The sequence below is a fragment of the Shewanella sp. HL-SH2 genome, assembly GCF_051164935.1.
GTDB lineage: Bacteria > Pseudomonadota > Gammaproteobacteria > Enterobacterales > Shewanellaceae > Shewanella > Shewanella glacialimarina.
The window spans coordinates 1,969,465-1,995,151 of sequence record NZ_CP195035.1; the positions used below are offsets into that span (position 1 = coordinate 1,969,465).

Consider the following 25,687-nt stretch of genomic DNA (forward strand, 5'->3'; position numbering starts at 1 on the left):
AATGTCATTTGATGTTGATGAAGAGATACTCCAGGACTTTTTGGTAGAGGCTGGTGAGATTTTAGAGCTTCTTCAAGAGCAGTTAGTTGCGCTTGAAAATAATCCTGATGACAGTAATTTGTTGAATGCTATTTTTCGCGGTTTCCATACTGTAAAAGGTGGAGCTGGTTTTTTAAGTTTGAAACCTATGGTAGACGTCTGCCATGAAGCGGAAAATACCTTCGATCTATTGAGAACCGGCAAACGGAGTGTTAATGCAGAATTGATGGATATCATTTTGCAGGCAGTTGATGCTATTAACATTATGTTTGCCCAAACTCAGCAAGGCGAAGAACAAGATCCTGTTGAAGTCGAACTACTTAATAAATTGAAGCTACTCAGTTCGGGTGCACCTTTGCCATCAGAAATGGGCGGGCAGAGTGAAGAGCTGATTCAAGAGTCAGTAGAAGAACTCGTAGAGGAAATCGCGCCTGTCAATCAACCAGAATTCATTGAAGACAATGTTAGCGCTGACACTAATATTGACGAAATAAATGAGTCCGAATTTGAAGCATTATTAGATGCGCTTCATGGTCAAGGTAATAGTCCTGTAGCAACTACTTCATCAACAGCTAAAACACCTCAGCAATCAGCTCCAGCTCCTGTTGGCTCAGATGAAATTTCTGATGACGAATTTGAAGCATTGTTAGATGAACTTCATGGTTCAAATAAATTAAGTGCAGCTGAGAGTAAACCTGCACCAGCTAAATCTGTAGAGCCTCCAGTTCAAATGGTAGACTCAGATGATATAACCGACGACGAGTTTGAGAAATTACTTGATGAGCTTCACGGGAAAGGTTCTTCGCCTGCTAAAGTAGATACTTCAGCGTCAAGCTCTGCTGCAACACTCAAAACTGCCGCACCCAAAAACGTTGAGCCAGTAAAGGCCGCTGCAGCTCCATTTCCTCAACCTAAAGCACCTGCTCCTGTAGCAAATGTTGACGTGGTTATTAAAGATAAGGCGCCAACAAAAGCGGCTGCATCTGTTCCTCAGGGAGAAACAACTGTTCGTGTTGATACCGCTAGACTTGATCAAATTATGAATATGGTCGGTGAGTTGGTATTAGTCCGAAATAGGTTAGTTAGTTTAGGCGTTACTCGTGAAGACGAGGAAATGTCAAAAGCACTGGCAAATTTAGATTTAGTTACTGCTGATTTGCAAGGCGCAGTAATGAAAACTCGTATGCAGCCAATTAAGAAGGTTTTTGGTCGCTTTCCGCGGGTTGTGCGTGACTTAGCGCGTACACTTAATAAAGAAATTGATTTAGTTATGATTGGTGAAGAAACCGATCTAGACAAAAACCTCGTCGAAGCTTTAGCCGACCCGTTAGTGCATTTAGTGCGTAACTCGGTTGATCACGGGATTGAAATGCCTATTACCCGTGAGGCGAATGGCAAGTCAAGAACAGGTACTATTACATTATCAGCAAGCCAAGAAGGCGATCACATCTTACTGAAAATTGAAGATGATGGTGCAGGAATGGACCCACAAAAGCTGAAAGAGATAGCTATTACCCGTGGTGTGCTTGATGAGGATACTGCATCTAGGATGACAGATTCCGAAGCATATAATTTAATTTTTGCGCCAGGCTTTTCAACTAAAGTGGAAGTATCAGATATTTCTGGTCGTGGCGTGGGTATGGACGTGGTGAAAACCCGTATTACTCAGCTAAACGGTACTGTTCATATCGACTCATTGAAGGGCAAAGGCACTGTTTTAGAAATTAAAGTACCGTTAACGTTAGCTATTATGCCGACCTTAATGGTAGATGTATCTAAGCAAGTGTTTGCGTTACCGCTATCAAGTGTCAATGAGATCTTCCATCTTGATTTAACCAAAACCAATGTTGTAGATGGTCAGCTAACCGTTATTGTACGTAATAAAGCCGTACCATTATTTTATTTAGAGCATTGGTTGCACAGCCATAAAACTAAGTTTAAACATGGTGATAAAAAGCACGGCCATGTCGTTATTGTTCAATTAGGTACAAAACAGATTGGCTTTGTGGTTGATGGTTTAATTGGACAGGAAGAAGTGGTTATTAAGCCGTTAGGAAGTATGCTACAAGGTACGCCGGGTATGGCGGGGGCAACAATTACCTCAGACGGTGGTATTGCGCTGATTTTAGATGTACCAGGTTTATTAAAACAGTACGCCAAAAATAAAAAATAAAAGTTCCATTATTTAAGGAATGAAATGGCTATAAAAGTATTAGTTGTTGACGACTCAAGCTTTTTTCGACGTCGAGTCAGTGAGATTGTTAATCAAGATCCTGAACTCGAAGTTGTGGGCGTGGCTGTCAATGGCGAAGAAGCTGTTAAAATGGCGGCAGAACTTAGCCCTAATGTCATCACTATGGATATTGAAATGCCAGTGATGGACGGTATAAGTGCTGTTCGCGCGATTATGGCAAGTACCCCTGTTCCTATTCTTATGTTTTCATCATTAACTCATGATGGTGCTAAATCGACTTTAGATGCACTTGAAGCTGGGGCACTTGATTTTTTACCTAAACGTTTTGAAGATATTGCTACAAATAAAGATGATGCGATACTTCTGCTACAACAACGTATAAAAGCGTTAGGGCGTAGAAGGGTGTTTAGACCTGTTAGCCGTATATCACCATCTGCTCCTACAGCTTATAGGTCTTCTAGTTCACTTACAGGCAGCTTAAGCTCATCCAACACAAACTTAAATAGTGCCAATGCGGCAAGTTCGTTAACCTCTCGTAGGAGCTTATCGTCTTCTTCAGCTGACACTTCAACACGAACGACGTTAGGCTCAACATTAGGTAATGCATCAACAGTCTCGAACTTACCTTCTTCTATCCGTGCCAGTGGTAAATCATATAAATTATTGCTAATTGGTACTTCTACAGGCGGTCCAGTAGCCTTGCAAAAGGTGTTAACTCAATTCCCTGCAAATTACCCGCATCCCATTTTACTTATTCAACATATGCCAGCGGCGTTTACACCTGCTTTTGCTACTCGTTTAGATAGCCTTTGCCAGATTAGTGTAAAAGAAGCGGCAAGTGGCGATGTGCTTAAGCCTGGCTGTGCATATTTAGCGCCGGGTGGTATGCAAATGTTAGTAGAAAAAGCGGGTATATCAGGTCGGTTAAAAGTTATCCCTGGAAACAGTGACATGAACTATAAACCCTGCGTAGATATTACCTTCGCATCGGCATCTAAAGCCTATGGAGGAGACATTTTAGCCGTAGTATTAACAGGCATGGGCGCAGATGGACGTGAAGGGGCTAGAATGCTGAAAGCTGCTGGTGCCAATATTTGGGCGCAAGATGAAGCAAGTTGTGTTGTATATGGTATGCCACAAGCTGTTGCCTCAGCAGGCATTGCTAGTCACTCTATTAGCTTGGACAACATGGCTGAGTCAATTTTAAAAGAGACTTCCCGTGGCTAGTCAAGGTTTTAAATATTACCGTGGCAGCGTCGGTATCAATTTAATGCTTTTTTTATTAATGTTAGCGGTAATCGCGCTGTCGAGTTTATATTTTGACGCCCTTAAAAAAAATGATCTTTTAAAGGCAGATGTAGAAAGGTTGGCAGCTTCACAAGTGTTACTGATGGTACCTGATGAGCAAGCTGCTGATATTGCAAATTGGTTAGCGCAACATCCAGATCAAACTGAAACAATTATTGAGTTTGCAGGTCGTGATAAGAGCAGCACTTATGGGAATGTCGGTGAAAACTCACCCCAGCAAAGTGTGTTATTAGGGCCACAAATAGCAACAGAGTTCTCTAAAACTGAGCCTTCAGCTACTCAAATGGTTCACGATAATCCACCGACAGATGTGTTAGTGTCTGAAAATGCTGATGGTGTAAAAGTTATTCGCTTACCTCATGGTGGTATAAGAGTAACTACACGTGAATTACCTAAAGAAACTGAATCAAAACGCTAGCATGATAGAATCTCACTCATAATAACAGGCCGAGGAATGAATATTTGAAAGTCTGGACCGTAGCAAATCAAAAGGGTGGGGTAGGTAAAACCACAACTGTGGCAAGTTTGGCTGGCGCTATAGTTAAGCGTGGGCAGCGTGTTTTAATGATAGATACAGATCCTCATGCTTCACTAGGTTATTACTTAGGCATTGATTCTGAAGAGGTTCCAGGCTCGCTTTATGATGTATTTGTAAATCATAAGTCGCTTACCGCAGAATTTATCCAACAATATATTATGCCAACTCAACTTGAGGGGCTTGATTTACTGCCAGCAACAATGGCATTAGCAACATTAGACCGAGCATTAGGGCATCAAGAAGGTATGGGCCTGGTGTTACGTAATCTACTCGTGTTACTAGAAGATAAATATGATATTGCCATTATTGATTGTCCACCCGTTTTAGGTGTATTGATGGTTAATGCATTAGCGGCGAGCCAACATATTGTTATTCCTGTTCAAACTGAATTTTTGGCGATTAAAGGTTTAGACAGAATGATTAAAACGATGGAGCTAATGGGGCGTTCTAAAAAAGACTCGGTATAGCTATACTGTCGTGCCGACAATGTATGACAAACGCACAAAAGCTTCTCCGATAGCATTGTCGTACATGCAAGAGAAATATAATAAAAACCTATGGCCAGATAATGTGATCCCCGTAGATACTAAGTTTAGGGATGCCAGTTTAGCGCACTTACCTGCATCGCATTATTCTCCATCTAGCCGTGGAGTAAAAGCCTACAATTTACTGTTAAATTACCTTGATTCGCGGGAGTTAGCACATGTCAAAATCGGTTGATGAAACTGTTTTTGATTATTTTACAATGCTCCTCACTGAGCCGACTTCGGACACTACTGAGGATACACAAACTGCGCAATCGAATGATGCAAAGCAGGGATTTGTTGCATCTGAGAATTCTGACTCTACAGGGCTGATATCAAAAGGTAAAATAAGTCGAACAAGTTCTGACAAGTTAGTTTCAAATTTAATCACTAAAAAGTCCACAGCAGAGATAAAAACCTTACCAGACTCTCATTTTGCAAAAGACCTTTCTGAACCAGAAAAACTATCTGAGACGAGGTTTATTTCAAAAAGAGTGGATACGGCGGATGCGATAGGTGTTGATCAAATCGATGATAAATACTCTAAAACTTCCTTTGAGGCGTTAAATAAACCAAATGCTGCAGTTAAATATCAGCAGCCATTAAATTCGATTCTAGAAAGAAGTTTTGCAGAACCAAGTGAGAGTATTAATAAGCAAGCACTTGAAAAGTTATTGTCGGCAGTCTCAAAGCCTGAAGTAAAACCTGACGTCAAAACTGAAGCTATGCCAGATTCTTCTAAAATGACAATAACAGCTCAGGAAATTAAGGCCAGTGCAGATAAGGTAAGACAAAATTTAGGACTGCCAATAGAGGAATCGATTAAAAAAGCTGCAGTTGATCCACTTTCATTACAAAAAACACTAAATGCCAATAAAGAAATCAAGCCTTTAGTCGATATAAATTTAACAGAAACAACTCCAAGTTCTGTAAATGAAGCTATTATAAATAGTGAAGAGAAACTTGATGTAGTACCTGAGACACAATTAGGTGCAATACCACCGAGTATCACTCACGATTTACAGCAAGTGCTTGATGATGAGTTTCAAGTACTGTTTTTTAATGTTGCTGGCTTAACATTAGCAGTACCCCTAGTTAATTTAGGTGGTATTGTAAAAGTGGAACGAATAAACCATTTAATAGGTCGTCCTAAATGGTTTTTAGGGGTTCAGCCCTATCGAGAACAAAAAATTAATGTGGTGGATACTTGTGCCTGGGTGATGCCAGAGAAATATTCTCCTGAAATGGCTGAATCGATAGATTATCAGTATCTGGTGATGCTGGACGATAGTCGATGGGGACTGGCTTGTGAATCGCTAGTCAATGCCGTCAAGATTAATAAATCACACGTCAATTGGCGTGAGAAACCGGGTAAGCGTCCGTGGCTTGCCGGAGTTGTAAAACAACAAATGTGTGGCATATTGCATGTACAAGCTTTGATTGACATGCTTGATGCAGGTTTAGGTTGTCAGGATTCGATTGACCGAGGTTAACTATGAGTGATTCTAGAAGTGTAGCAGCTGTAGCTGCAGGTTCAGACGATGCAGTATTACAGTGGGTTACATTTAAATTAGATAATGAAACCTATGGCATTAATGTAATGCAAGTTCAGGAAGTATTACGATACACTGAAATTGCTCCAGTACCAGGTGCACCGCATTACGTATTGGGAATTATTAACCTGCGAGGCAATGTAGTGACGGTTATTGATACCCGTTCACGTTTTGGTTTGCAGCCTGCTGATGTAGATGATTCTACACGCATTGTTATCATCGAAGCGGAAAAACAAGTTATTGGTATTTTAGTCGACAGTGTTGCTGAGGTTGTTTATCTACGCCGCTCTGAGATCGATAATGCACCTAACGTGGGCACCGAAGAAAGTGCTAAGTTTATCCAGGGTGTGAGTAATCGCGACAATGAACTATTGATTTTAGTAGACCTCGATAAACTGTTATCTGACGAAGAGTGGGAAGAGTTAACTGATATTTAAATAAACTTTTCAGTGACAAATGGCCAGCTCATTCAGTATGCTGGCTTTTTGTTTTAAGCGTTTTTTGAGAGTAAAACATGGGTGATGAATTTTTAATAGCAGCCTTGGTCTATGTCATTGCCTGTTTAGGTGTAATGCTTTATTTGCAACAACAATCAAGTAAGTTAAAAAGCAAAGTGGAAGCGTTAACTTTATTAGTAAAAGAAAGCGATCGTCAAAGAGAGGCTGTGAAGCGTGAACTCAATGAGCTTCGCAGTGGTACGATAGGCATGGGGCGAAAAGTGGCTGAAATTGAGAAGAAATTGACTAAACAGTCAGATCTTATTGATGAAGCAAGCCAACAAGATCCGCAGGCTAAACTTTACTCGCGTGCAGTGAAGATGATTGCACTTGGCGCTGGTATTGAAGAGCTTATGCAGGAATGTGAATTACCTAAAGCTGAGGTTGAATTACTACTGCGGTTGCATAAAAAATAGCCTTTTTTAATAAAAAAACCATTACAACTGTAGTGGTTTTTTCGTTTTAATAGCAAGAATGACTATTTTATTCGGCGCATTTTTGCGACAAACATACCATCACTATCGGCCTGTTGTGGCCAAACTGTTATCATATTACTTTGTGTACCATCAAAAGGATGAGTCAATATTACCAGTTCAAAGTTAACATTATTGTGTAAGAATGCATTCACCACCTGTTGATTTTCTGCCTGTGCAAGCGAGCAGGTTGCGTAGACTAATTCCCCGCCTACTTTTACAGCATCAGCACTACGCTTAAGAATATCAAATTGCAGCTGAGGCTTCATTTCTATACTACTAACATCATCTATCCAGCGCATGTCTGGGTTTCTACGCCAAGTCCCTGTACAGCTGCAAGGTGCATCGACTAACACACCATCAAAAAAGTCTGACTTAACCGGCAGCTGCTCGGTTTTCCATGGGGAAATACTTATTTGCTTAAAGTTGGCTCTTTTAGCACGTTTTAGTAGCTCATTAAGCGGATTTAATCTGATGTCAGAAGCTGTTACATGCCCCTCAATACCAGCCTGTTGCATTAATGATAATAATTGAAGGCTCTTGCCGCCAGCACCGGAGCAAGCGTCCCACCATTGACTGTCCGGCTTAGGATCGCAAGTTTGACCAATCACCTGTGAAGCAATGTCTTGGATCTCAAGCAAGCCTTCGGTGTATGCGGCTACTTGATTTAAATTAACGCTGTTATGGCCTAAATTGATTGTGTCACTAAAATACTCAGAACCTACAGCTTGAATATTGTCCAGGGACAATCGGTTTAATACATTTTGAGTCGAAGCCTGTTGTGCTCTTGCCCAGATAGGCGGGCGTGAACTCATGGCTTGGATTAAAGCCTGCTTTTCGATCTCAGAGTTTATAATACAGTGCTGCCAAAACCAAGCGGGTAAAAGCTGTTCAAGTGTACAGTCATCTAGTTGGGAGAATTGCTTAAATAGGCTAAGTTTATCGATAACATTATCTGATGCTGATGATGGCAGTCGGTTGGCTAAATGACTATGCTTGCCAAATGTTAACCAAGCGTCACGAATATCAATCCATGAGTGGTTTTCTAATTGTGCCGCACTCGCTAACATGCTAAAAAAAGTTTCTTGTTGTTGGTATTCGCCAAGTTGTTGGATCCAGCCCCACCAACGAAATAAACTAAACAAACTCTCTCTGATCACACGTCGATCTTTTGAACCATGCTTTTTATGTTCTCTAAAATAGTTGGCTATGATGCGATCTGCTGGTTGCTTAGTTGTCAGTACAGAGTCAAATAAATTGAAAATAGTACTGGCATAACTTATAGCGCGTTTTTCAGCACTAGAAGTGGCCACTTTGCTGATAGTAAATGGAGAGTCAGTCATGAGTTTTTGTGTCAATTGCTGGAATAGGGAATGAATATAAAGTTTACCACGTCACTTAGCTATTTGACCATGCGAACAAAGTTTCAAAATCCCTGCTCTCTGTGTCTGGCAGTCATTAAACTTCAGTAAGGATACGCTGATGCAAATTATTCCATTGCTCTGGGAATTTCCCCTCTAACATATAGACAAAGGCAATAAGCTCTGCAATTAAAAGATAAAGCTCTTTAGGAACCTCTTCACCTATTTCAAGTAGTTGTAGAAACTCGCTTAAATGAGGGTCTTGATGAATATGAACACCTGCTTCTTTCGCCAGTGAGATAATTTCCTCAGCAACTAAATCTTTCCCTGACGCAGTTATTTTAGGAGCATTTTTACCATCAAAACTTAAGGCCACAGCATGCTTTACTTTGTTTTTATGATCATTTTCTTGCATGTTTTATCTCCAAACTCCAAACTCCAAACTCCAAACTCCAATCGATTAAGCGCGTGTTTTTACCAAAAAATGATCACCCGGTAACAGGGTTGCTGGAATATTGGCTATTTGAGTTGAAAACTCGCCGGGTGTAAATCCAATTTGACTCATCTTTTGTGATAATGCGCTATCAAAATTGGAGATTTTATCTAATAGCTGTTGGTTATTACCCTTAAATTGTAAATTGAGAACATCAGCTTTTTTGTGCGCGATAATTAAAATAGCACCTTGAGATAAATTAAATTTTAACTGTAAACGCCAACCCGCCTTATCTTCAGTGTCTTTATCAGGTTCCTTTTGAAAGTGCCCTTCAAATTGTTCGTTTCGTTGATTGAGGGAATAGGGTAAAGCAAAATACCAATTTATGGTTTGATCACTGCTGCTGGCTTGCTGATAAAGTTGAAAACTATTGGCTAGCTGACTCATGCTATCTAAGGTTCCTGCTTTTTCAAGCAAGCCCAATAACCCACTACTTGCTGAAGATTTTCCTGAGGTTAAACGTTGTAGTAACTGCAAGTGGTTTTGTAGCTTTTCGCTGATTTGCTTGCCACTATTTTGGGCTTTAACGCCCAACAATAACTGAAATAATGTTGACACAGCACCACCTGAAAAAAGTTGAGACTGTGAAGAAGGAGGTGCTGTTTGCGCTAAATTTAATCCGGTTATACTGTGTAATTCACCCAGTAATTGATTTGGTTCTGTCAATGTTGTTATAGGTTGAGGCGCTAATTGTGGCAGTAACTTTAGTAACTCTAATGCTAAATTTTGAGGTGATTGGTTGGCGGTTTTAGTCATTACGGGCATAGCACCTGCTTTAGACAGTGCTTTTTGCAACACTTCAATGGGACCTAAAGTCGGTTTTTCTGTATTTGAAGAAGCTGGATTATTTATCTCTAATGGTGATTGAGTTTTAGTTGAACCTGAATTTAAAGCGTTCTGATTTAAAGCGTTTTGACTGAAAGCTCCAGCAATGTCTTTAGCCATTTTTTGCGCAGATAATATGTCTATTTTTGAGCTAGCAATAGTCTCTGTAACAGCCGCTGATTTGCTCTGTATACTTAAACTATCTGCAGATAGAGCTTGTTTAATGACCGTTTCAGATTGGGATGCTTGTCCGCTTGTTGGTTGATTATTTCTGAGTGTCCTTTCTGTTAACAATGAGGTTTCGAGCTTTTTAAATAGTAGATTGAGCAGCTGTGAAGGTTCGGGTTTACTTAACACAATAGAGTCTTGCTTGGTTGTTATTGTGCTATCTTGCGTTTGAGTTATTGGCGTTAAACTCACCTTTACTTCGGCTTGCACAGGGGTAAGAGTCAGCACTAATCGCTGATTAACGTTCATAATATTGACTAGGTATTGCCCCTTTGCCAAATGAGCATGATCTAATTTTATTGTTGGCCCATCAACAAAGCTGAGTTGTTGTTGATTAATTATCGCATTGGGTAATGGATAACCTTGGGGCCGAGATGCTAATTGTGACAGTTGTTCAGTTGATACGCCATTTTTAACCGCCAGTGCAATCAGAGTTGTCGGTAATTTTATTTGAATGGCTTGTGCTAATAATATCAACTGAGTTTGAACTTGGTGATTTGGTGCAAGCATAGATGAAGATGTAGATGTAGATGTAGATGTAGATGAAGATGCCAACTTAGGTGCACCATCTAGCGAGGCTGTTTGCATTAATGTATTAATGACCGCTATTCGTTGCTGGTTAACCTCTTTAGCCGCATCAGCAGTAATAACAATTTGAGCACTGTTTTGAAATATTTTTTGCAGTTCTGCGGTCAAGTTAAATTGATACTGCTGATTTGCAATGGTGATGTTCATATTTCGAGATGGCGTACTATTATTTTGTGTTGTTGATATCACCACAGGTTGGATATTATTGGTCGAGATAAATGATTTGTCTGCACTGACAAGTATAGGGCTGTTGGTTCCGTTTGAACTCGTCTGTTGAGTGCTTACACCTTGTGTCGAAGCCGATTGAGTTGGCACTGTATTGGTCGTTGCTGAGGCTGATGTAGTTGCAACAACATAGGCAGAGTTATTGACACTTGCACGTAAGGGGACATCCAACAAAGATTGAGACTTATTTACAGGCGCCTGTGCATGCTGATTAGCAGAGCCAGTGACTTTATTTATTTGCTCAGTTTTACCATCAGAACTAGAACTTACTGCTGGTTGTAACCTTGTGTGTGGCGCCTTCATGTTATGGCCTTAGGTGTTTCTGTTATAAAACTAAAGATGCAATTTTCATTTATTTTTACAATTTTGAGTTTGCGATTAATGTCTGCTGAAGTATCCTTAGCGCCCTAATGGCTTTTTAGAGTACATAGTCAATTTTTAATGACTCGTTAGCCTGTGTAGTTCGCTGGGATTGACTATCTCAGCATTTATCGACTTGAACAATCATTGCTTTAATAAAAACGACAAAATAGCAGTTTGTTTATAGCTTTATCCGCTGTGTTTTTAAGAGAGTATTATGAATAAGTCTAAGGGAATATTACTTCCTTTCCTGTTATTGAATGTCAGTAATGCTGCCGCTAGTGAGCCTGATACCGATTTAATGCAAGTCGGCGACAATGTATCTTCAGTTACCGTAATCCATAATGATCCCCGAGATCCATTTGAAGGATTTAACCGCGTGATGTGGGATTTAAATTACTTATACTTCGATAAGTATTTATTTCGCCCAGTAGCACATGGTTACAATGATTATGTTCCTCACCCGGTAAAGTCAGGTTTAGATAATTTTGTTCGTAATTTTGAAGAGCCTAGCTCAATGGTCAACAACGCCTTGCAAGGTAAATGGGGTTGGTCAGCCAATGCTGGTGGGCGATTCACTATTAATAGCACCTTAGGACTTTTGGGCATTGTTGATGTTGCAGAAATGATGGGCATGGCGCGTAAAGATGATGACTTCAATGAAGTGCTCGGATATTACGGTGTACCCAATGGTCCGTATTTTATGGCGCCCTTTTTAGGCCCTTATGTGACACGTGAACTCGCGACAGACTGGGTTGATGGTCTATACTTCCCTTTATCAGAGTTTACTTTATGGCAATCAGCTTTAAAGTGGGCATTTAAAGGGTTGCACACACGTGCATCCGCTATCGATCAAGAAAGACTGCTAGACAATGCTCTTGACCCTTATACATTTGTAAAAGAAGCATATTTTCAGCACATGGATTATAAAGTTTATGATGGTAATGTGCCTCAAGATCAACTGGATGATGAACTGTTAGATGAATATATGGATGAGTTAGAGTAAGTAGCCAGAGAGATAACGACTCTGGCAGGTTTTCATCTGTGGAGTTGTAGCATGGCACTGACAGATATATCGGTTTTAATTGTTGAAGATGATCCTATTTTTAGTCAGTTAATGACAGACTTTTTGCAAAGCAAAGGGGCTGTTGTTAAATATGCTGCTAATGGGCATCAAGGTTTAGTGCTGTTCAGTGAGTTAACATTTGATATTGTCATCGCTGATTTAAATATGCCTAAGTTGGGTGGTTTACCCATGATAAGGCAGATGATGGTGATTAATCCAAATGTGCCTGTAATTGTGATTTCTGGTAACGATGAAATGCCAGATGTTGTCGAAGCATTACGGATAGGGGCGTGCGATTATCTTGTTAAACCCTTGGCGGATTTATTTATTATTGAAGCGGCTATCCAACAGGCATTAAACCACTCCGTTAATCAAACCGCAAAGAATACATATGACCCCACAGATGTATTTGAGCATCAATTAGCTGAGCTATCATATCTTGAATTAAATGAAAATTTATTGTTACTTGAGCAAAGCTCACATGCCGCTAAAAATGTGCAACAACAACTTTTCCCCGCTTCTCACATTCAATATCCGCAAGCTGCGATAGATTACAGTTTATTTAAAAACAGCGATGTCAGTGCTTATTTTATTGATTCGACTATGGTCGGTGATGATCACCTTGTGATGTATATGGCTCATTTTCAACCTGAAGATAACAGTGCCGCATTTGGATGTGTATTATTGCGTAGTTTTATTAATCAAAAACTGAAAAGCTTTAGAACTGGAACAAGTAGCGAGCTACTTAACCCCGTTGAGATGCTTAATTATCTCAACTCACGGATAATGAGTTCCGGGCTACATATTTTTACCAATATGGTTTATATCAGTATCGACTTGAAGCGTTATGATGCTGTTATTGCGCGAGCAGGAGCAGGATTAAGATGTTATTTGCGAAATAGCACCGGTTTATTGCCTTTAGCATTGCCAGATTGTCAGCCAATAGGCTCTGTTTTATGGGATAACCCCAGCGTGCAACACCGTCACCTTTCGACTGGTGAGTATTTGTGTATTAGTACGCATTTTCAAGAACATCAGCAAGCGTTGCTTAATAATCATTTTAAAGGCTTAACCTTTGATAAGAGCACTCATGCAGGCGGCTTTATGCAGCTAAACTGCGGATAGTTATTACCTAAATTTATTGTGGTTTTGAAGTAATAAAAAAGGTTTAGTAGTGACACTAAACCTTTATTGTTGACTGTATTGTGGGCTGTTATTTGACTAGCTTATTTTTTCACAGCGTTGCATATAGTCATTAATCAGATGAGTCATAATGTCGTTTACCGAAGCATCTTGGCAACAATTATCTAAATAAACTTTAAAGGTTACCAAACCGTGACCATCATTTTTTAAGCGACTACTTTGCATCGCAAAGTAAGCTTCTTCCTTATCAGCTTTACGAATAGTAATGCCGTCTATTTCAAATAATTTACTGCCAGCATTGTTATGCCATTTAGTGATTCTGTCTAAGGCTATTTCGCAAGAATGGTTAACTTCGATATGATTCTGCCAAGAGGCTTGCTTGTCATTTTGTTGGTAGTGAGGGCAACGAACGGTGTAATTGTGGACATGAGTTATCGCTGTCATTTTAGGTGCACCTTTTCTTTATAAGATAATTTATCATAGACCGTAAATTCTATGGTGGTCAATCGTTATTATCAGAACTGAGATCTAGGTTCGCTTTTACTAATGTACTGACTAACCATCTGTTGATAAACAAAATTTTTCTAATAAAAAGCTCGCAAAATATGCGAGCTTTTTATTTATTGAAATGATATTTTTGGAAAACGGTACTAATCGTTTTACCGGTTAACTTTTACAACGCAGCTTGATAAATTTGACATATTTCTTCAAAGCTTGCCTGTTGTGGGTTAGTAAAACCACAGGCATCTTTTAATGCATTTTCTGCCAGTGTTGGAATATCTTCAGCTTTTACGCCAAGCTCGCTAAGTGTCGCTGGAATGTTGACAGCTTCAGATAAGCGCTTAATTGCACTAATGGCTAGCATGGCGGCTGCTTCAGCTGATAAACCACTGATCTCTTCTCCCATCGCTTTGGCCACGTCGGCTAAGCGTTGCGGTACCACTTTGGCGTTATAAATTTGCACATAGGGTAATAAAATGGCATTACAAACTCCGTGAGGTAAGTCATAGAACCCCCCTAATTGGTGCGCCATAGCATGTACATACCCTAAGCTTGCATTGTTGAATGCCATACCGGCTAAAAACTGGGCGTAAGCCATTTGCTCACGGGCATCAATATTGTGACCCTCTTTTACTGCATTAATTAAATTTGCTCGAATTAATTCGATTGCTTTAATTGCACACGCATCAGTAATCGGATTAGCGGCAATAGAGACATATGCTTCAATAGCATGTGTTAATGCATCCATACCTGTTGCTGCGGTTAATGCCGCAGGTTTTTCGAGCATTAATTCGGGGTCATTTACCGATAAAATAGGAGTGGTATTTTTGTCAACAATAGCCATTTTGATATGACGTGCTTCATCGGTGATAATACAAAAACGTGTCATTTCACTTGCTGTGCCTGCTGTAGTGTTAATAGCGACTAAAGGAAATTGAGGCTTAGATGACATATCAACGCCTTCATAATCTTTAATGCTGCCGCCATTGGTGGCAACTAATGCTATTCCCTTGGCGCAATCATGTGGTGAACCACCACCAAGCGAGATAATAAAGTCACATTGGTTTTTAGTTAACAAAGCCAATCCAGCTTCTACGTTGCCTGTAGTGGGGTTAGGCTGAACGCCATCAAAAACTGACACTTGAATATTTTCGGTTTGCAATTTATCGGCTACCTTGGCGACTAAACCAATAGCTACCAATGGTTTATCTGTAACGATAAGTGCGTGTTTAAAGCCTAAACTTTTAATGTCTTTTACTGCTTCTTCAACGCCGTTTTTACCTAGGATATTGACACTAGGAATAAAGAATTTTGTCGCCATGGTGTTACCTCTACGGATTATTTTATCTGTAGTTAACATACCAACCTCAGTGGATAATATTTGTGAGAGATATCAAATATTTCACGGAATCATACTTAAAAAGGAGTAGTTTTGTTACTAGGACGAAAGTATTGAATAAAATGTGATATGACTTCTATCATGAAATGCTAAAAAAGGTGCGCTTACACCTTTTTTAGTGTTCTTGGCTGTTATTTACATTCGTTATTTTATTAACCGTGTTTACTGATTAAAAGGCAAAATATATCGCTATTCATTGAAGTTTGAATAGCGATATTACCAAGGGGAGAGGCTACTTTTACGATTAACCGAAAGTAAGTAAGTAGCCAGGTGAATTGAGTATTACCCTGGACAGTTTGTTTCACTGATTGAATTAACGATAATTTCCTCTACAGGGACATTGGTAAAGGTGACACCATCTTTTTGTACTGATTGAGTATTAACCGCATTCATAATATCAACCACTTCCATGCCAGCAACTACCATACCAAATACCGCATAACCGCCCTGGCTAGGGTAGTTTAAGTTATCGTTATCATGAATGTTAATAAAGAACTGACTGGTAGCTGAATCTAATACTTGGGTGCGTGCCATCGCTATAGTGCCGCGATCATTTTTAAGCCCAACACTCGATTCATTTTTTATTGGGTCATAAGTCGACTTTACATTCATGCCGGGTGTAAAACCACCACCTTGGTTTACAAAGTTATTGGCAATACGATGAAATAGAGTGCCATCATAAAATTTTTCGTCAACATAACGGCTAAAGTTAGCAGCAGTAATAGGCATGTTAGTGTTATCAATTCCTAAGGTGAATTCGCCCATGGTGGTGTCTACCAAATAACACACATTAATCGCTAACTCAGGCGAAGGAGTTGGCGTCGGAGTTGGTGGGGGCGTTGGCGTTTGTGGTGATGAGTCTGAACCACCACAGGCAGTTAAACTGATTAAAGCTGCTGCTAATAAATAAGCTTTCATATATTCCTTTATAAAGTTGTTATAAGTTTTGCGACATAGTTGCTGTTTTAGGCCATTGTATCAACCAAAAATTGTCTGATTGATACAAAATGTTACTCGATATGTTTGAATTATGATCGACAAACCTTAGTGAAATTACCGTTTTTTATAAGTTTTCGGGTCAATCCAGTATATAATGTGCGATTGCTAATTCTTTTACTCTATAGAGCCTGTTATGTCTTTTTTATCGCTAGGATTAAAGCCTGAAATTCAACGAGCACTGACCGCTATTGGTTATGTGACCCCAACGCCAATTCAACTGGCGGTGATCCCCAAAATCCAGGCAGGTAAAGATATTCTGGCGAATGCTGAAACAGGTACAGGTAAGACAGCGGCATTTGCATTACCGTTAATTGAAATGATTACCTCAGCAGATGATAGCTTTGACAATGAAGATGGCTTAGATGCTAATCCGCTTACGGTATTAATCATGACGCCAACGCGTGAACTCGCGATTCAAATTGAACAGAATATTGTACAATTTAGTCAGTTTTTGCCAATTAAAAGTGTCGCTGTTTATGGTGGTGCCAGTATTCGCCCGCAGCTCACAGCAATAAGCCAAGGGGTAAATATTTTAGTGGCTACCCCAGGCCGTCTTTTTGATATTGTCGGTCAGCATGACTTATCACTTGCATCGGTAAAATATTTAGTCATTGATGAAGCTGACCGTATGCTTGATTTAGGTTTTGTTAAAGACATTGAAAAAGTGAAGCGGCTTATTAATCGCGATCACCAGACGATGATGTTTTCAGCGACTTTTTCTGATGAAATTAAATTGTTAGCCGATGATATGCTTATTTCACCTGAGCACATTAATGTGGCAACCACAACGACAGCTGCCACAGTCACTCAGCTGGCCTATCAAGTCGATCAACGCCGAAAGGCTGAATTATTATCGGAACTTATCGGCAAGCATAATTGGCAGCAAGTGATGGTGTTTACCAGCCGTAAAGAAACCGCTGATCATCTTCAAAAAGAATTGTCATTAGACGGCATTAAAAGTGCCGTATTTCATGGTGATAAATCTCAAGGCGCACGTAATAAAGCCCTTGAAGAATTTAAGTCTGGTAAGTTACGTGTATTAGTGGCAACCGATTTAGCCGCCCGAGGGTTAGACATACAAGCCTTACCGCGGGTGATTAACTTTGAACTACCTGAAGAGCCTGAAGATTATGTTCACCGAATAGGCCGTACTGGTCGTGCCGGTTTAGCTGGCGAGGCCATTTCGCTAGTCAGCCCGCAAGAGCAGGAATGCCTTGAGGCTATTGAGGCGGTTATTCAACAACCTTTACTATTAACAAGCATTGCTGGCTACGAGCAAGGTGCGCCGCTTCCTGCTCGGTATCGTGAATTAGCGTCAGATCCGACCAAAACAAAGCAAGTTAAAAAGCATGCTCGTCCAAATCGTAATAACCGTTCAGGCCAATTTGATAAAGACTCAGCTAAGCCACAACGCCATGGAAAATACAGTAAGAAGAAATAACTGAGTTAATAAAAACAACTGAAGTATAAGCAAAATATGATCATAAAACCCGTCAATACCAATGTGATTACCGGCTTTCTAGGCGTAGGTAAAACCAGCCTAATTAAACAGTTACTTAAGCATAAACCAGCTAACGAGGTTTGGGCTGTACTGGTCAATGAGTTCGGTGAAATTGGTATTGATGCGGGGTTAATTAATCGCTCGCCAACAGATGGTGTGGTGATTAAAGAGGTTGCTGGTGGCTGTTTATGTTGCGCCGCTGGCATACCAATACAAGTGGCAATAAATCAAATTATTCAGCGGGCAAAACCCGATAGGTTACTAATTGAACCTACCGGCATTGGTCACCCGCAGCAAATTATTAACACTTTGAGTGAGCCACATTATCAACAAGTTATTCATCTGCAGGCTTGTTTATGTTTGGTTGACGCTCGCAAAATTGTCGATAACCGTTATCGTCAGCATGAAATATATATTCAGCAATTGTTAATAGCAGATGTCATCGTTGCCAGTAAAAGTGAACTGTACCAATCATCTGATATTAAAGCGTTAACCGCCTATTTTGACGAGCTGAGAATTAATCCTAATGTTGTTACCGCAGCCGATCATTTTAGCTCACCTCAACTTATTGATACTTTGCTAAAAAGTTTGCATAAGCCCCATAAAAAAACCATTAAGCCGATTAAACAGATTAAGCCACAACATGCTTTGTTAAACAGTGGCTTATCTGCAAAATCAACTTTATGGTTTAATCAAGTTGAAGAGATCGCTCTACCTGCTTTAAATGAGGGTGAAGTGGTGTGTAAAATCAACCAAGGTGAAGGGTGCTTCAGTGTGGGTTGGTTAATTAGCCCAAGCGTAATATTTGATTTTGATTTATTAATGGCCTGGATTGACACATTTAAACGACCTGAAATACTTCGCCTTAAAGCGGTAATGATTACCGGAGAAGGTATTCTTGGGGTCAATATGGTCGATGCGCAGTTGAATTTATCTGAACTGGATGATGCGAACGATTCACGATTAGAGATTATTGCCACAACTTCATTAGATGCCCAAGCATTACAGCTAGGTTTACTAGCCTGTTGTGGTTAACGATTATGAGTCGCTTTATTTATATGGCGCGTAGCATTATTTAACATATCTATTTCATTATTCGATTTTACAATTATGTCGCTAAAAAATAGGCCCGTCATCAGACGGGCCTATTTTATGTAAACATATAAAGAGTATCGTAACTGTTGTGATAGAAACTAACGGCTACACTCTTCAAGTAAATACGCTAAATGACGATACGAAATACCACTGTGTTGAGTTAACCCCACTTCACACATTCTGTTGGCGTAGTAACCTTGTTTAACTTCAGTAGGAATAAGATTTTTGATATTACGTAATGCACTGGCGTTAATTTCAGGCTTATACAAACCTTTTTCACCCGCATAGCCACAACAGGCAATGCCAGCCGGTAATATCACATCCTGAGCACAGGCATCAGCAATTGCCTGAAGGGCAGGTTCAAGTTTCATTTTACGCGCACTACAGCCCTGGTGTAGCGTAATACTGGCTTTTTTAGTGATAGTCACTTTAGGTAAAATATTGTCATGCATAAACTGCACAAGATCTAAAATATCGACTTTGGGGTTACCCGTGAGCGTGCGATATGTACAAGATAATGCATCAACCACTACAGGAACTTTACCGTTCTCACTGAGCTTGCTGAGGGAGTCAATTAACTCATCTCGTTTAGTGTCAGCATTTTTGAAATCACCCTTTGATTCCCACATTTGGCCGCAACACAATTCACGCGTGTTATTTGGCGTAACAACGTTATAGCCTGCTCGTTCAAGTAAAGTCATAACCACTTCCGATAAGGTGCGGCTGTCAGGATCTTTTGGCGTAGGGCCAAATGTACGCCCACCACAAGCTGGGAAGTAAACCACAGTTGGCTGACCAATTATGTGGGCTGACGGTTTAGCAACATTGCCGCCTTTAGGGAAGTCAGGATTCCAGTAGGGCACTTCTTTGCTGATCATGCGGCCGACATTCATCAATGAGTTGGTAACACTATCACCCGTTAGTTTATGAATAGTGCCTAATAGATTAAAGCCTGTGCTGATAACGGTATTCACAGCGCCATAGTGTTTGGCTTGAAAATCTAATACTTTTTGTTCAGTGGTACTGATATAAGGAGTACGCAGTTTACGCACCAGTTGCCCCATACTGCTGTCAACAGGGCAGGCAATAGTACATAACTGACAAGCAGCACAGGTATCAACAACATCATATTTAGCGCTAGCGCGCATTTCTGCAGCCGCTTGCTTGTCACCGGATTCGGTTAATCTTTCTATTTCACGCAGTACGGCGATACGTTGGCGGGGTGAAAAATTAAGCGCTGATGTTGGGCAGGTTTTTTCACAAAATCCACATTCAATACATTTATCAATAAAATCATCAACCACAGGGCAAGGTTTGATATTTTTGACATGGATTTCTGCATCATCATTTAAAATCACCCCAGGATTGAGTAATCCTTGAGGATCAAAAATGTGTTTAATTTGCTTCATTATGGTGTAAGCATCAGCACCCCATTCCATTTCAACAAAAGGGGCGACGGCACGGCCAGTCCCATGTTCCGCCTTCATTGAACCATCATACTTATTGATCACCATATCCGCGACATCCTGCATAAATGCATGGAAATTGCGCGTGTCGGTTTCAGATGAAAAGGTGGGGGTGATAATAAAATGGAAGTTGCCCGCTAATGCATGACCATAAATAACCCCTTCAGGGTAACCGTGTTTATGAAATAAAGCAGTTAGATCGGCCGCGGCGGCGGCAAGATGCTCAAGTTCAAAGGCTACATCTTCAATAATAACGGAGGTCCCTTTAGGGCGTGCGCCACCAATAATAGGGAACAAACCTGAACGCATAGCCCAGTATTGAGCAAATACAGCAGGATCGTTGCTGAATTCAATTGGGCGTTCTGTTTCAATATGGGCAATTTTGTTAATCACATCTTGGGTATATTGGGCTAATGTTGTTTTATTGTTTGCTCGGCACTCAATTAATAATATCGCCGCGCCTTGAGGTAATTGATTTAACCAGGTAGGCATACCAGGCTTACCCATAACAGATTTAATCGATGCCCAGTCGAGTAATTCAACCGCAGCTACGCTGTCCCCCTTCATCGGTGGAACGGCACTTGCAGCATCTTCCATGCTGAAAAACACGGCCATAGCAGAAGCTTTAAAAAGGGCTTCTTCTACTGTGTGATAAGTCACTTCGTTGACAAAGGCTAATGTTCCTTCTGCACCCACAATGAGGTGGTTGATTAAATCAAAAGGGTCATTAAAGTCGACTAGCGCATTGATGCTGTATCCAGTGGTATTTTTAATCGAGAACTTTTTACGAATTCGCGCAGCCAAAGCCGAATTATTTTGGGTCATTTTAGCTAAAGATGATAAAGCTTCTAATATACCTGGATGACTTAGTGCGAATGCAGATTTAGATTGTTCACAACCCGTGTCTAATTCGGTTCCATCTGCAAACAATAATTTCACTGACGAAATCGTTTGATAACTATTTTGAGCGGTTCCACAACACATCCCAGAAGCGTTATTGGATACAATACCACCAATTTTAGCCGCCGCAAGAGTGGCAGGGTCAGGACCAATTTTTTTGTTAAATGGTTTTAATGCCGCATTCGCATCTGCACCTATAACCGCGCAACCTAAGGTTATTTGACTTCTATCTGCACTGATATTAATGGTGCGAAAGCCGTCATGGCCGAGTATTAATAAAATACCTTCACCAATTGCTTGGCCTGATAAGCTGGTGCCTGCTGCCCTGTAGGTAACTGGTGCATTATGTTTGCGTGCAATTTTAAGGGTTATTTTAACTTGTTCAAGTTCATTAGCATGAACAACGATTTCAGGTACGATACGAAAATAACTAGCATCTGTAGACCACGCAAAGCGACGAGTCGGGTCATTGCTGACCGCTTTTTCGCCTAGTTGTAGCGTTAACTCTTGCATGATGGTTTGATAATCAATCGTCATAATATTTCTCTTATTAATTCAGCAGCAAATCACAGTAATAAACCATCAACAGTAAACTTCAGTGACTTGCGACATTGAGAACAGGTCATTAAGCTTAGAAACCACCCCAAATGACAGCAATGGTGCCAGCAACAAGCGCATAACCTAATGATATAGGCATTGTTTTACGAATAATTTCAGACTCACGTCCTGCCATTCCCACCACGGTTGCCGCTGCAACAACGTTCATCACACACATCATGTTACCTGCATTAGCACCAATGCCTTGCAGTGCTAAGGCCAGCGCATGGCTCATTCCAATATTATCGGCAACAGAGTACTGTAAGCCTGAAAACATCATGTTGGAGAAAGTGGCTGAACCGGAAAGAAATGCACCAAAAATACCAACAATGGGCGATACCCAAGCCCAAACTGAGCCCATAGTATTGGCAAGTAAATCTGCTAATGCTACCGGCATAGATTGCAGGCCTGCAGAGTTTGCACCTGAGTTTAAGAATATTTTAACCATAGGCACAGATGCGCCGAGTGAGATGATGGTGGGTAACATTGAGCCGCAAGATACCGTGATAGATTGTTTAATGGCTTTTGGTTTCATTCTGAATAATATAAATCCTACAACACACACTAGAATAAAGAAAATCCCCGGCGCATAAAATGTGGCAAAGCTGGCTTTTAGCTCGGTACCTAACAACCCCGTCCAGCTGATATTGAATCCTGTTAACCAAGTTTTAAATGGGGTTACTATTCTGGAAAGCACTAACAATGCGGCCATAATAATATATGGCGACCAGGCTGCAATTTGCGAAAACCTAGCTTCTACAGGCTTATCTTCAGTGGTGATATCCTGTGATAGTTGCTCATTGTCTGCAAAGTCATTCCAGGGCGTTATTGGAAGTAACCAGCCTTTTTGAGCGACCGGAATAACCACTGCCATGCCAATTAACGCACCAATAACCGAGGGGAATTCAGGACCGGCAAGGTAATTAATTAACCATGCCGGAATGGTGAAAGCGAAACCTGCTAGCAGTGCAAATTTCCAGATTTGTAACCCTTCTTTAAATGATTTGTTCTTACCAAAAAAGCCAGTTAACACACAGACAACCACTAAGGGAATTAATGAGCCCGTAATTAAATCAATAGTGATAATGTGCATGGCAATAAACTGAGCATAATTAGCAAAGTTACCGCCATGGGCTGTAATTTGTTCGGTTGCCATGGACACGCCATTTTGTATTAGACCTTGTTCCATACCAAATAATACAGGCAAACCAATTGCGCCAAATGATACCGAGGTCGAGTCGGCAATTAATGCCACTACAGCGGCCGCAATAGGCGGCACACCTAATAAAACTAGTAATGGTGCGCCAATGGCTGCGGGTGTACCAAAACCAGCCGAACCTTCAATGAACGAGCCAAATAGCCAACAGATAATAATAACCTGTACTCGCGCATCTGCACTGATACTGGTAAAGCCGGCTCGAATAGTGTCCATGGCGCCAGAATATTTAAGCGTATTGAGTAAAAACACTGCGCCAAAAATAATGGTGAGGGGTGTGAGGGCTGATAATAATCCTTCTACAATCGAGGCAGCCAGCATTCTAGTGTCCATTTGCCAAATAAAGATAGCCGCTAATCCTGTCGCGACCATTGAAATGGGCATAGCTTTAGACGCAGGGAGCTTAAGTAAAACAAGGAACACCATAACGCTGATAATGGGCGTTAAGCTAGCGATTAGCTGTAACGTAGTCATGCTCACCTCTTTATTTGTAAGGTTGTTAGTTTAGGTCTTATTGTTGTTTGTTATATTTCTATTACTTCGATGTAACAAAAGGTAGATGTAATAGACTGTATTTTGTGACTTCAATACTTGATCAAGATCATTTTAAAACGTAACTATTACTTACCATCCAAACATTGGGACATAGATCGATTTCACTCATTTAAGTATGTGATTAATATCACCGTTTAAGTGTTCAGCGAATGAAGGATGATTTTACTTAATATTAGCGATTATGAATGTGAACTCACTCACGAGATGAGCATTCAAGGTGATAAAAAACGCTATATATCACCTTGATAGGAAGTTGAAGAGATCGAGCGTGAGCATTAAGTGATTAAAACAGCTTGCTGCCCCAGCCCAGTTTATTGCGCAATACGTGGAAGTAATTATGGCCTTTAGGATGGATTAGTCTTAATTGTTCACTTGAGCGGCGAATAATAATTTCATCACCAGGCAACACGGCTAAGTGAACGTGGCCGTCACAACTGACTTCAAGATTTTCACCATTCTCAGGTGACACTACTAATTTGATCGTGCTACAAGCATCAACCACAATAGGGCGACAAGAAAGGGTGTGAGGAAACATAGGCACTAGAATGAGTGCTTGTAAATTAGGCGTTAAAATAGCACCACCTGCTGACAATGAATAAGCAGTAGACCCTGTTGGTGTTGATACAATCATGCCATCCGCGCGTTGGCTGTACATAAACTGCTCGTCTATGTAGACTTCGAATTGGATCATGTGAGCAATTTTACCAGGGTGTAATACCGCTTCATTAACCGCAGTATTACTTGAGGTTATTTTGCCATGGCGATGTACTTCAGCCTCTAATAAAAAGCGGTATTCAGTTTCAAATTCACCATCAAGTACATCAGACAAGGTATCTTCAAAATTATCTGGAGGCAAATCGGTTAAGAACCCTAAATTACCCCGGTTAACGCCAATGACAGCAACATCAAAACGGGCTAACACCCTTGCTGCACCTAGCATATTTCCATCACCGCCGACCACAATGGCGAGATCACAATGTGCCCCCATCTCGAGTAAGTCCATGGATGAAATATCATTACCCAGTTCTGCTGAGACACGGGACTCAACAATAACTTGGTAGCCTTGCACTGATAACCAATGATGCAAACGCTTCAAGGTTAAGTTTGTGCCATGATGATGCGGCTTACCGATAAGGCCGATAGTATTAAACTTTTTGCTCATATTGATATTTGTTGGGCTTAAAAGCCTTGAAACGCTGAAATTGATCCCCATAATATACCCAAACTAATTAAAAGTGTCAGAAGCATGATAATTAATCTTCTTCTGACATGTTTCTGTCAGATTTTCGAAAATATCGCATTTTTTAGCTGGAGTGAAAATGAGCAACGAGTCAAACTACGATCCACAAGATATCGATACCCAAGATCAAGTGGAAGAAGGTACCGTCATTGAAGCTGGTGAAGCAAGCTTAATGGATGAGTTAACCCAGGCTAACTTCCGCATTGAAGAATTAGAGCAACTATTAGCAGAGTCTGAAGCAGCACTCGCTGATCGCAAAGAAGTTGAAGTGCGTGCGGCAGCTGAGATACAAAATATTCGTACACGTACTGCAAAAGATGTAGAACAAGCGCGTAAGTTTGCCTTAGAAAAATTTGCTAATGAGCTTTTACCGGTTATCGACAACATGGATAGAGCGTTACAAGGTACCTCGCCAGCTGATGAGGCCACTAAAGCGATTTATGAAGGTGTTGAATTAACCATGAAAGGTTTCTTAAGTACAGTTGAGAAATTTGGCGTGGTACAGCTTAGCCCATTAGGCGAGACGTTTAATCCTGCACATCACCAAGCTATTGGTATGCAGCCAAGTGCAGAGTATCCAGAGAACACCGTGATGTTAGTGATGCAAAAAGGTTATATTTTAAATGACCGTTTATTACGTCCAGCTATGGTGATGGTATCGCAAGGCGGTCCAGGTGTAGATACTCAAGCATAATCACTTAGAACGGTAGCCTTCTACCTTTCCAAAAGTAATCGATTAAAAAGGGCTGATAATTCAGCCCTTTTTTTATGCGTTTTTTTAGTTGGTTTAGATTAAGAAGTTA

General features: G+C 40.6%; 20 protein-coding genes and 1 pseudogene. 12 read left to right on the plus strand and 9 right to left on the minus strand.

The window, feature by feature from the left end; translation table 11 throughout:
• Position 1: 1 nt before the first annotated feature.
• The 7 genes and pseudogenes from ACRWP9_RS08590 to ACRWP9_RS08620 all read left to right on the plus strand — a co-directional run bounded on the left by ACRWP9_RS08590 (position 2) and on the right by ACRWP9_RS08620 (position 7,069).
• On the plus strand, positions 2–2,212 hold the full coding sequence (locus ACRWP9_RS08590; protein ID WP_434928748.1) for a chemotaxis protein CheA: 2,211 nt from the start codon (positions 2–4) through the stop codon (positions 2,210–2,212).
• A gap of 24 nt (positions 2,213–2,236) precedes the next feature.
• Positions 2,237–3,460 (plus strand): protein-glutamate methylesterase/protein-glutamine glutaminase, encoded by a 1,224-nt coding sequence (locus tag ACRWP9_RS08595; RefSeq protein WP_434928749.1) that lies wholly within the window; start codon positions 2,237–2,239, stop codon positions 3,458–3,460.
• A complete protein-coding gene (locus tag ACRWP9_RS08600; RefSeq protein ID WP_434928750.1) occupies positions 3,453–3,959 on the plus strand; it encodes a membrane anchored protein in chemotaxis locus in 507 nt (168 codons plus the stop codon). The genes ACRWP9_RS08595 and ACRWP9_RS08600 overlap by 8 nt, the downstream gene beginning before the upstream one ends.
• 44 nt (positions 3,960–4,003) lie before the next feature.
• Positions 4,004–4,799 (plus strand): annotated as a pseudogene (locus tag ACRWP9_RS08605) (ParA family protein).
• The gene (locus ACRWP9_RS08610) at positions 4,783–6,096 is read left to right on the plus strand and encodes a chemotaxis protein CheW (RefSeq protein WP_434928751.1); all 1,314 of its coding nucleotides are present in this window, start codon (positions 4,783–4,785) and stop codon (positions 6,094–6,096) included. The pseudogene ACRWP9_RS08605 and the gene ACRWP9_RS08610 overlap by 17 nt, the downstream one beginning before the upstream one ends.
• 2 nt (positions 6,097–6,098) lie before the next feature.
• Positions 6,099–6,593 carry a chemotaxis protein CheW gene (locus tag ACRWP9_RS08615; protein WP_226410437.1) on the plus strand — a complete coding sequence of 165 codons (495 nt, stop codon included), beginning with the start codon at positions 6,099–6,101 and terminating at the stop codon, positions 6,591–6,593.
• Positions 6,594–6,670: 77 nt separating this feature from the next.
• Positions 6,671–7,069 carry a DUF2802 domain-containing protein gene (locus ACRWP9_RS08620; RefSeq protein WP_434928752.1) on the plus strand — a complete coding sequence of 133 codons (399 nt, stop codon included), beginning with the start codon at positions 6,671–6,673 and terminating at the stop codon, positions 7,067–7,069.
• Positions 7,070–7,131: 62 nt separating this feature from the next.
• Here ACRWP9_RS08620 and ACRWP9_RS08625 read toward each other — a convergent pair whose 3' ends face one another.
• From ACRWP9_RS08625 to ACRWP9_RS08635, 3 genes are all read right to left on the minus strand, one after another.
• Positions 7,132–8,469 carry an RsmB/NOP family class I SAM-dependent RNA methyltransferase gene (locus ACRWP9_RS08625; RefSeq protein ID WP_434928753.1) on the minus strand — a complete coding sequence of 446 codons (1,338 nt, stop codon included), beginning with the start codon at positions 8,467–8,469 and terminating at the stop codon, positions 7,132–7,134.
• Between the two features lie 115 nt (positions 8,470–8,584).
• Positions 8,585–8,902: an EscU/YscU/HrcU family type III secretion system export apparatus switch protein gene (locus ACRWP9_RS08630; protein ID WP_226410434.1), complete on the minus strand. Its 318-nt coding sequence runs from the start codon at positions 8,900–8,902 to the stop codon at positions 8,585–8,587.
• Between the two features lie 45 nt (positions 8,903–8,947).
• Positions 8,948–11,149, minus strand: coding sequence for a hypothetical protein (locus ACRWP9_RS08635; RefSeq protein WP_434928754.1), 2,202 nt, complete (start codon positions 11,147–11,149; stop codon positions 8,948–8,950).
• 358 nt (positions 11,150–11,507) lie between these two features.
• Between ACRWP9_RS08635 and ACRWP9_RS08640 the strand changes: the two genes are divergently transcribed.
• Together ACRWP9_RS08640 and ACRWP9_RS08645 are read left to right on the plus strand one after the other, a co-directional pair.
• A complete protein-coding gene (locus ACRWP9_RS08640; protein ID WP_434928978.1) occupies positions 11,508–12,212 on the plus strand; it encodes an MlaA family lipoprotein in 705 nt (234 codons plus the stop codon).
• A gap of 51 nt (positions 12,213–12,263) precedes the next feature.
• Positions 12,264–13,397, plus strand: coding sequence for a response regulator (locus ACRWP9_RS08645; protein WP_434928755.1), 1,134 nt, complete (start codon positions 12,264–12,266; stop codon positions 13,395–13,397).
• A 96-nt stretch (positions 13,398–13,493) separates the two neighbouring features.
• Here the strand turns inward: ACRWP9_RS08645 and ACRWP9_RS08650 are convergent, their stop codons facing one another.
• The 3 genes from ACRWP9_RS08650 to ACRWP9_RS08660 all read right to left on the minus strand — a co-directional run bounded on the left by ACRWP9_RS08650 (position 13,494) and on the right by ACRWP9_RS08660 (position 16,233).
• Positions 13,494–13,859, minus strand: a complete 366-nt coding sequence (locus ACRWP9_RS08650) for a cytoplasmic protein (protein ID WP_434928756.1) — start codon at positions 13,857–13,859, stop codon at positions 13,494–13,496.
• 229 nt (positions 13,860–14,088) lie between these two features.
• Positions 14,089–15,237, minus strand: coding sequence for an L-threonine dehydrogenase (gene yiaY / locus ACRWP9_RS08655; RefSeq protein ID WP_434928757.1), 1,149 nt, complete (start codon positions 15,235–15,237; stop codon positions 14,089–14,091).
• A 360-nt stretch (positions 15,238–15,597) separates the two neighbouring features.
• Positions 15,598–16,233, minus strand: a complete 636-nt coding sequence (locus tag ACRWP9_RS08660; RefSeq protein WP_434928758.1) for a peptidylprolyl isomerase — start codon at positions 16,231–16,233, stop codon at positions 15,598–15,600.
• 214 nt (positions 16,234–16,447) lie between these two features.
• Here ACRWP9_RS08660 and ACRWP9_RS08665 point away from each other — a divergent pair, with 214 nt between their 5' ends.
• Positions 16,448–17,755, plus strand: coding sequence for a DEAD/DEAH box helicase (locus ACRWP9_RS08665; RefSeq protein ID WP_434928759.1), 1,308 nt, complete (start codon positions 16,448–16,450; stop codon positions 17,753–17,755).
• Between the two features lie 36 nt (positions 17,756–17,791).
• A complete protein-coding gene (locus ACRWP9_RS08670) occupies positions 17,792–18,850 on the plus strand; it encodes a CobW family GTP-binding protein (protein WP_434928760.1) in 1,059 nt (352 codons plus the stop codon).
• 158 nt (positions 18,851–19,008) lie between these two features.
• On the opposite strand, the gene ACRWP9_RS08675 is transcribed toward ACRWP9_RS08670, so the two are convergent.
• From ACRWP9_RS08675 to nadK, 3 genes are all read right to left on the minus strand, one after another.
• A complete protein-coding gene (locus ACRWP9_RS08675; protein WP_434928761.1) occupies positions 19,009–21,813 on the minus strand; it encodes an FAD-binding and (Fe-S)-binding domain-containing protein in 2,805 nt (934 codons plus the stop codon).
• A gap of 94 nt (positions 21,814–21,907) precedes the next feature.
• A complete protein-coding gene (locus tag ACRWP9_RS08680; RefSeq protein WP_434928762.1) occupies positions 21,908–23,563 on the minus strand; it encodes an L-lactate permease in 1,656 nt (551 codons plus the stop codon).
• Between the two features lie 364 nt (positions 23,564–23,927).
• Complete coding sequence (gene nadK / locus ACRWP9_RS08685) at positions 23,928–24,806, minus strand: NAD(+) kinase (protein ID WP_434928763.1); 879 nt, start codon at positions 24,804–24,806, stop codon at positions 23,928–23,930.
• 157 nt (positions 24,807–24,963) lie between these two features.
• On the opposite strand from nadK, the gene grpE reads away from it, so the two are divergent.
• Complete coding sequence (grpE, locus tag ACRWP9_RS08690) at positions 24,964–25,578, plus strand: nucleotide exchange factor GrpE (RefSeq protein ID WP_226410422.1); 615 nt, start codon at positions 24,964–24,966, stop codon at positions 25,576–25,578.
• The last annotated feature ends 109 nt before the right edge of the window (positions 25,579–25,687 follow it).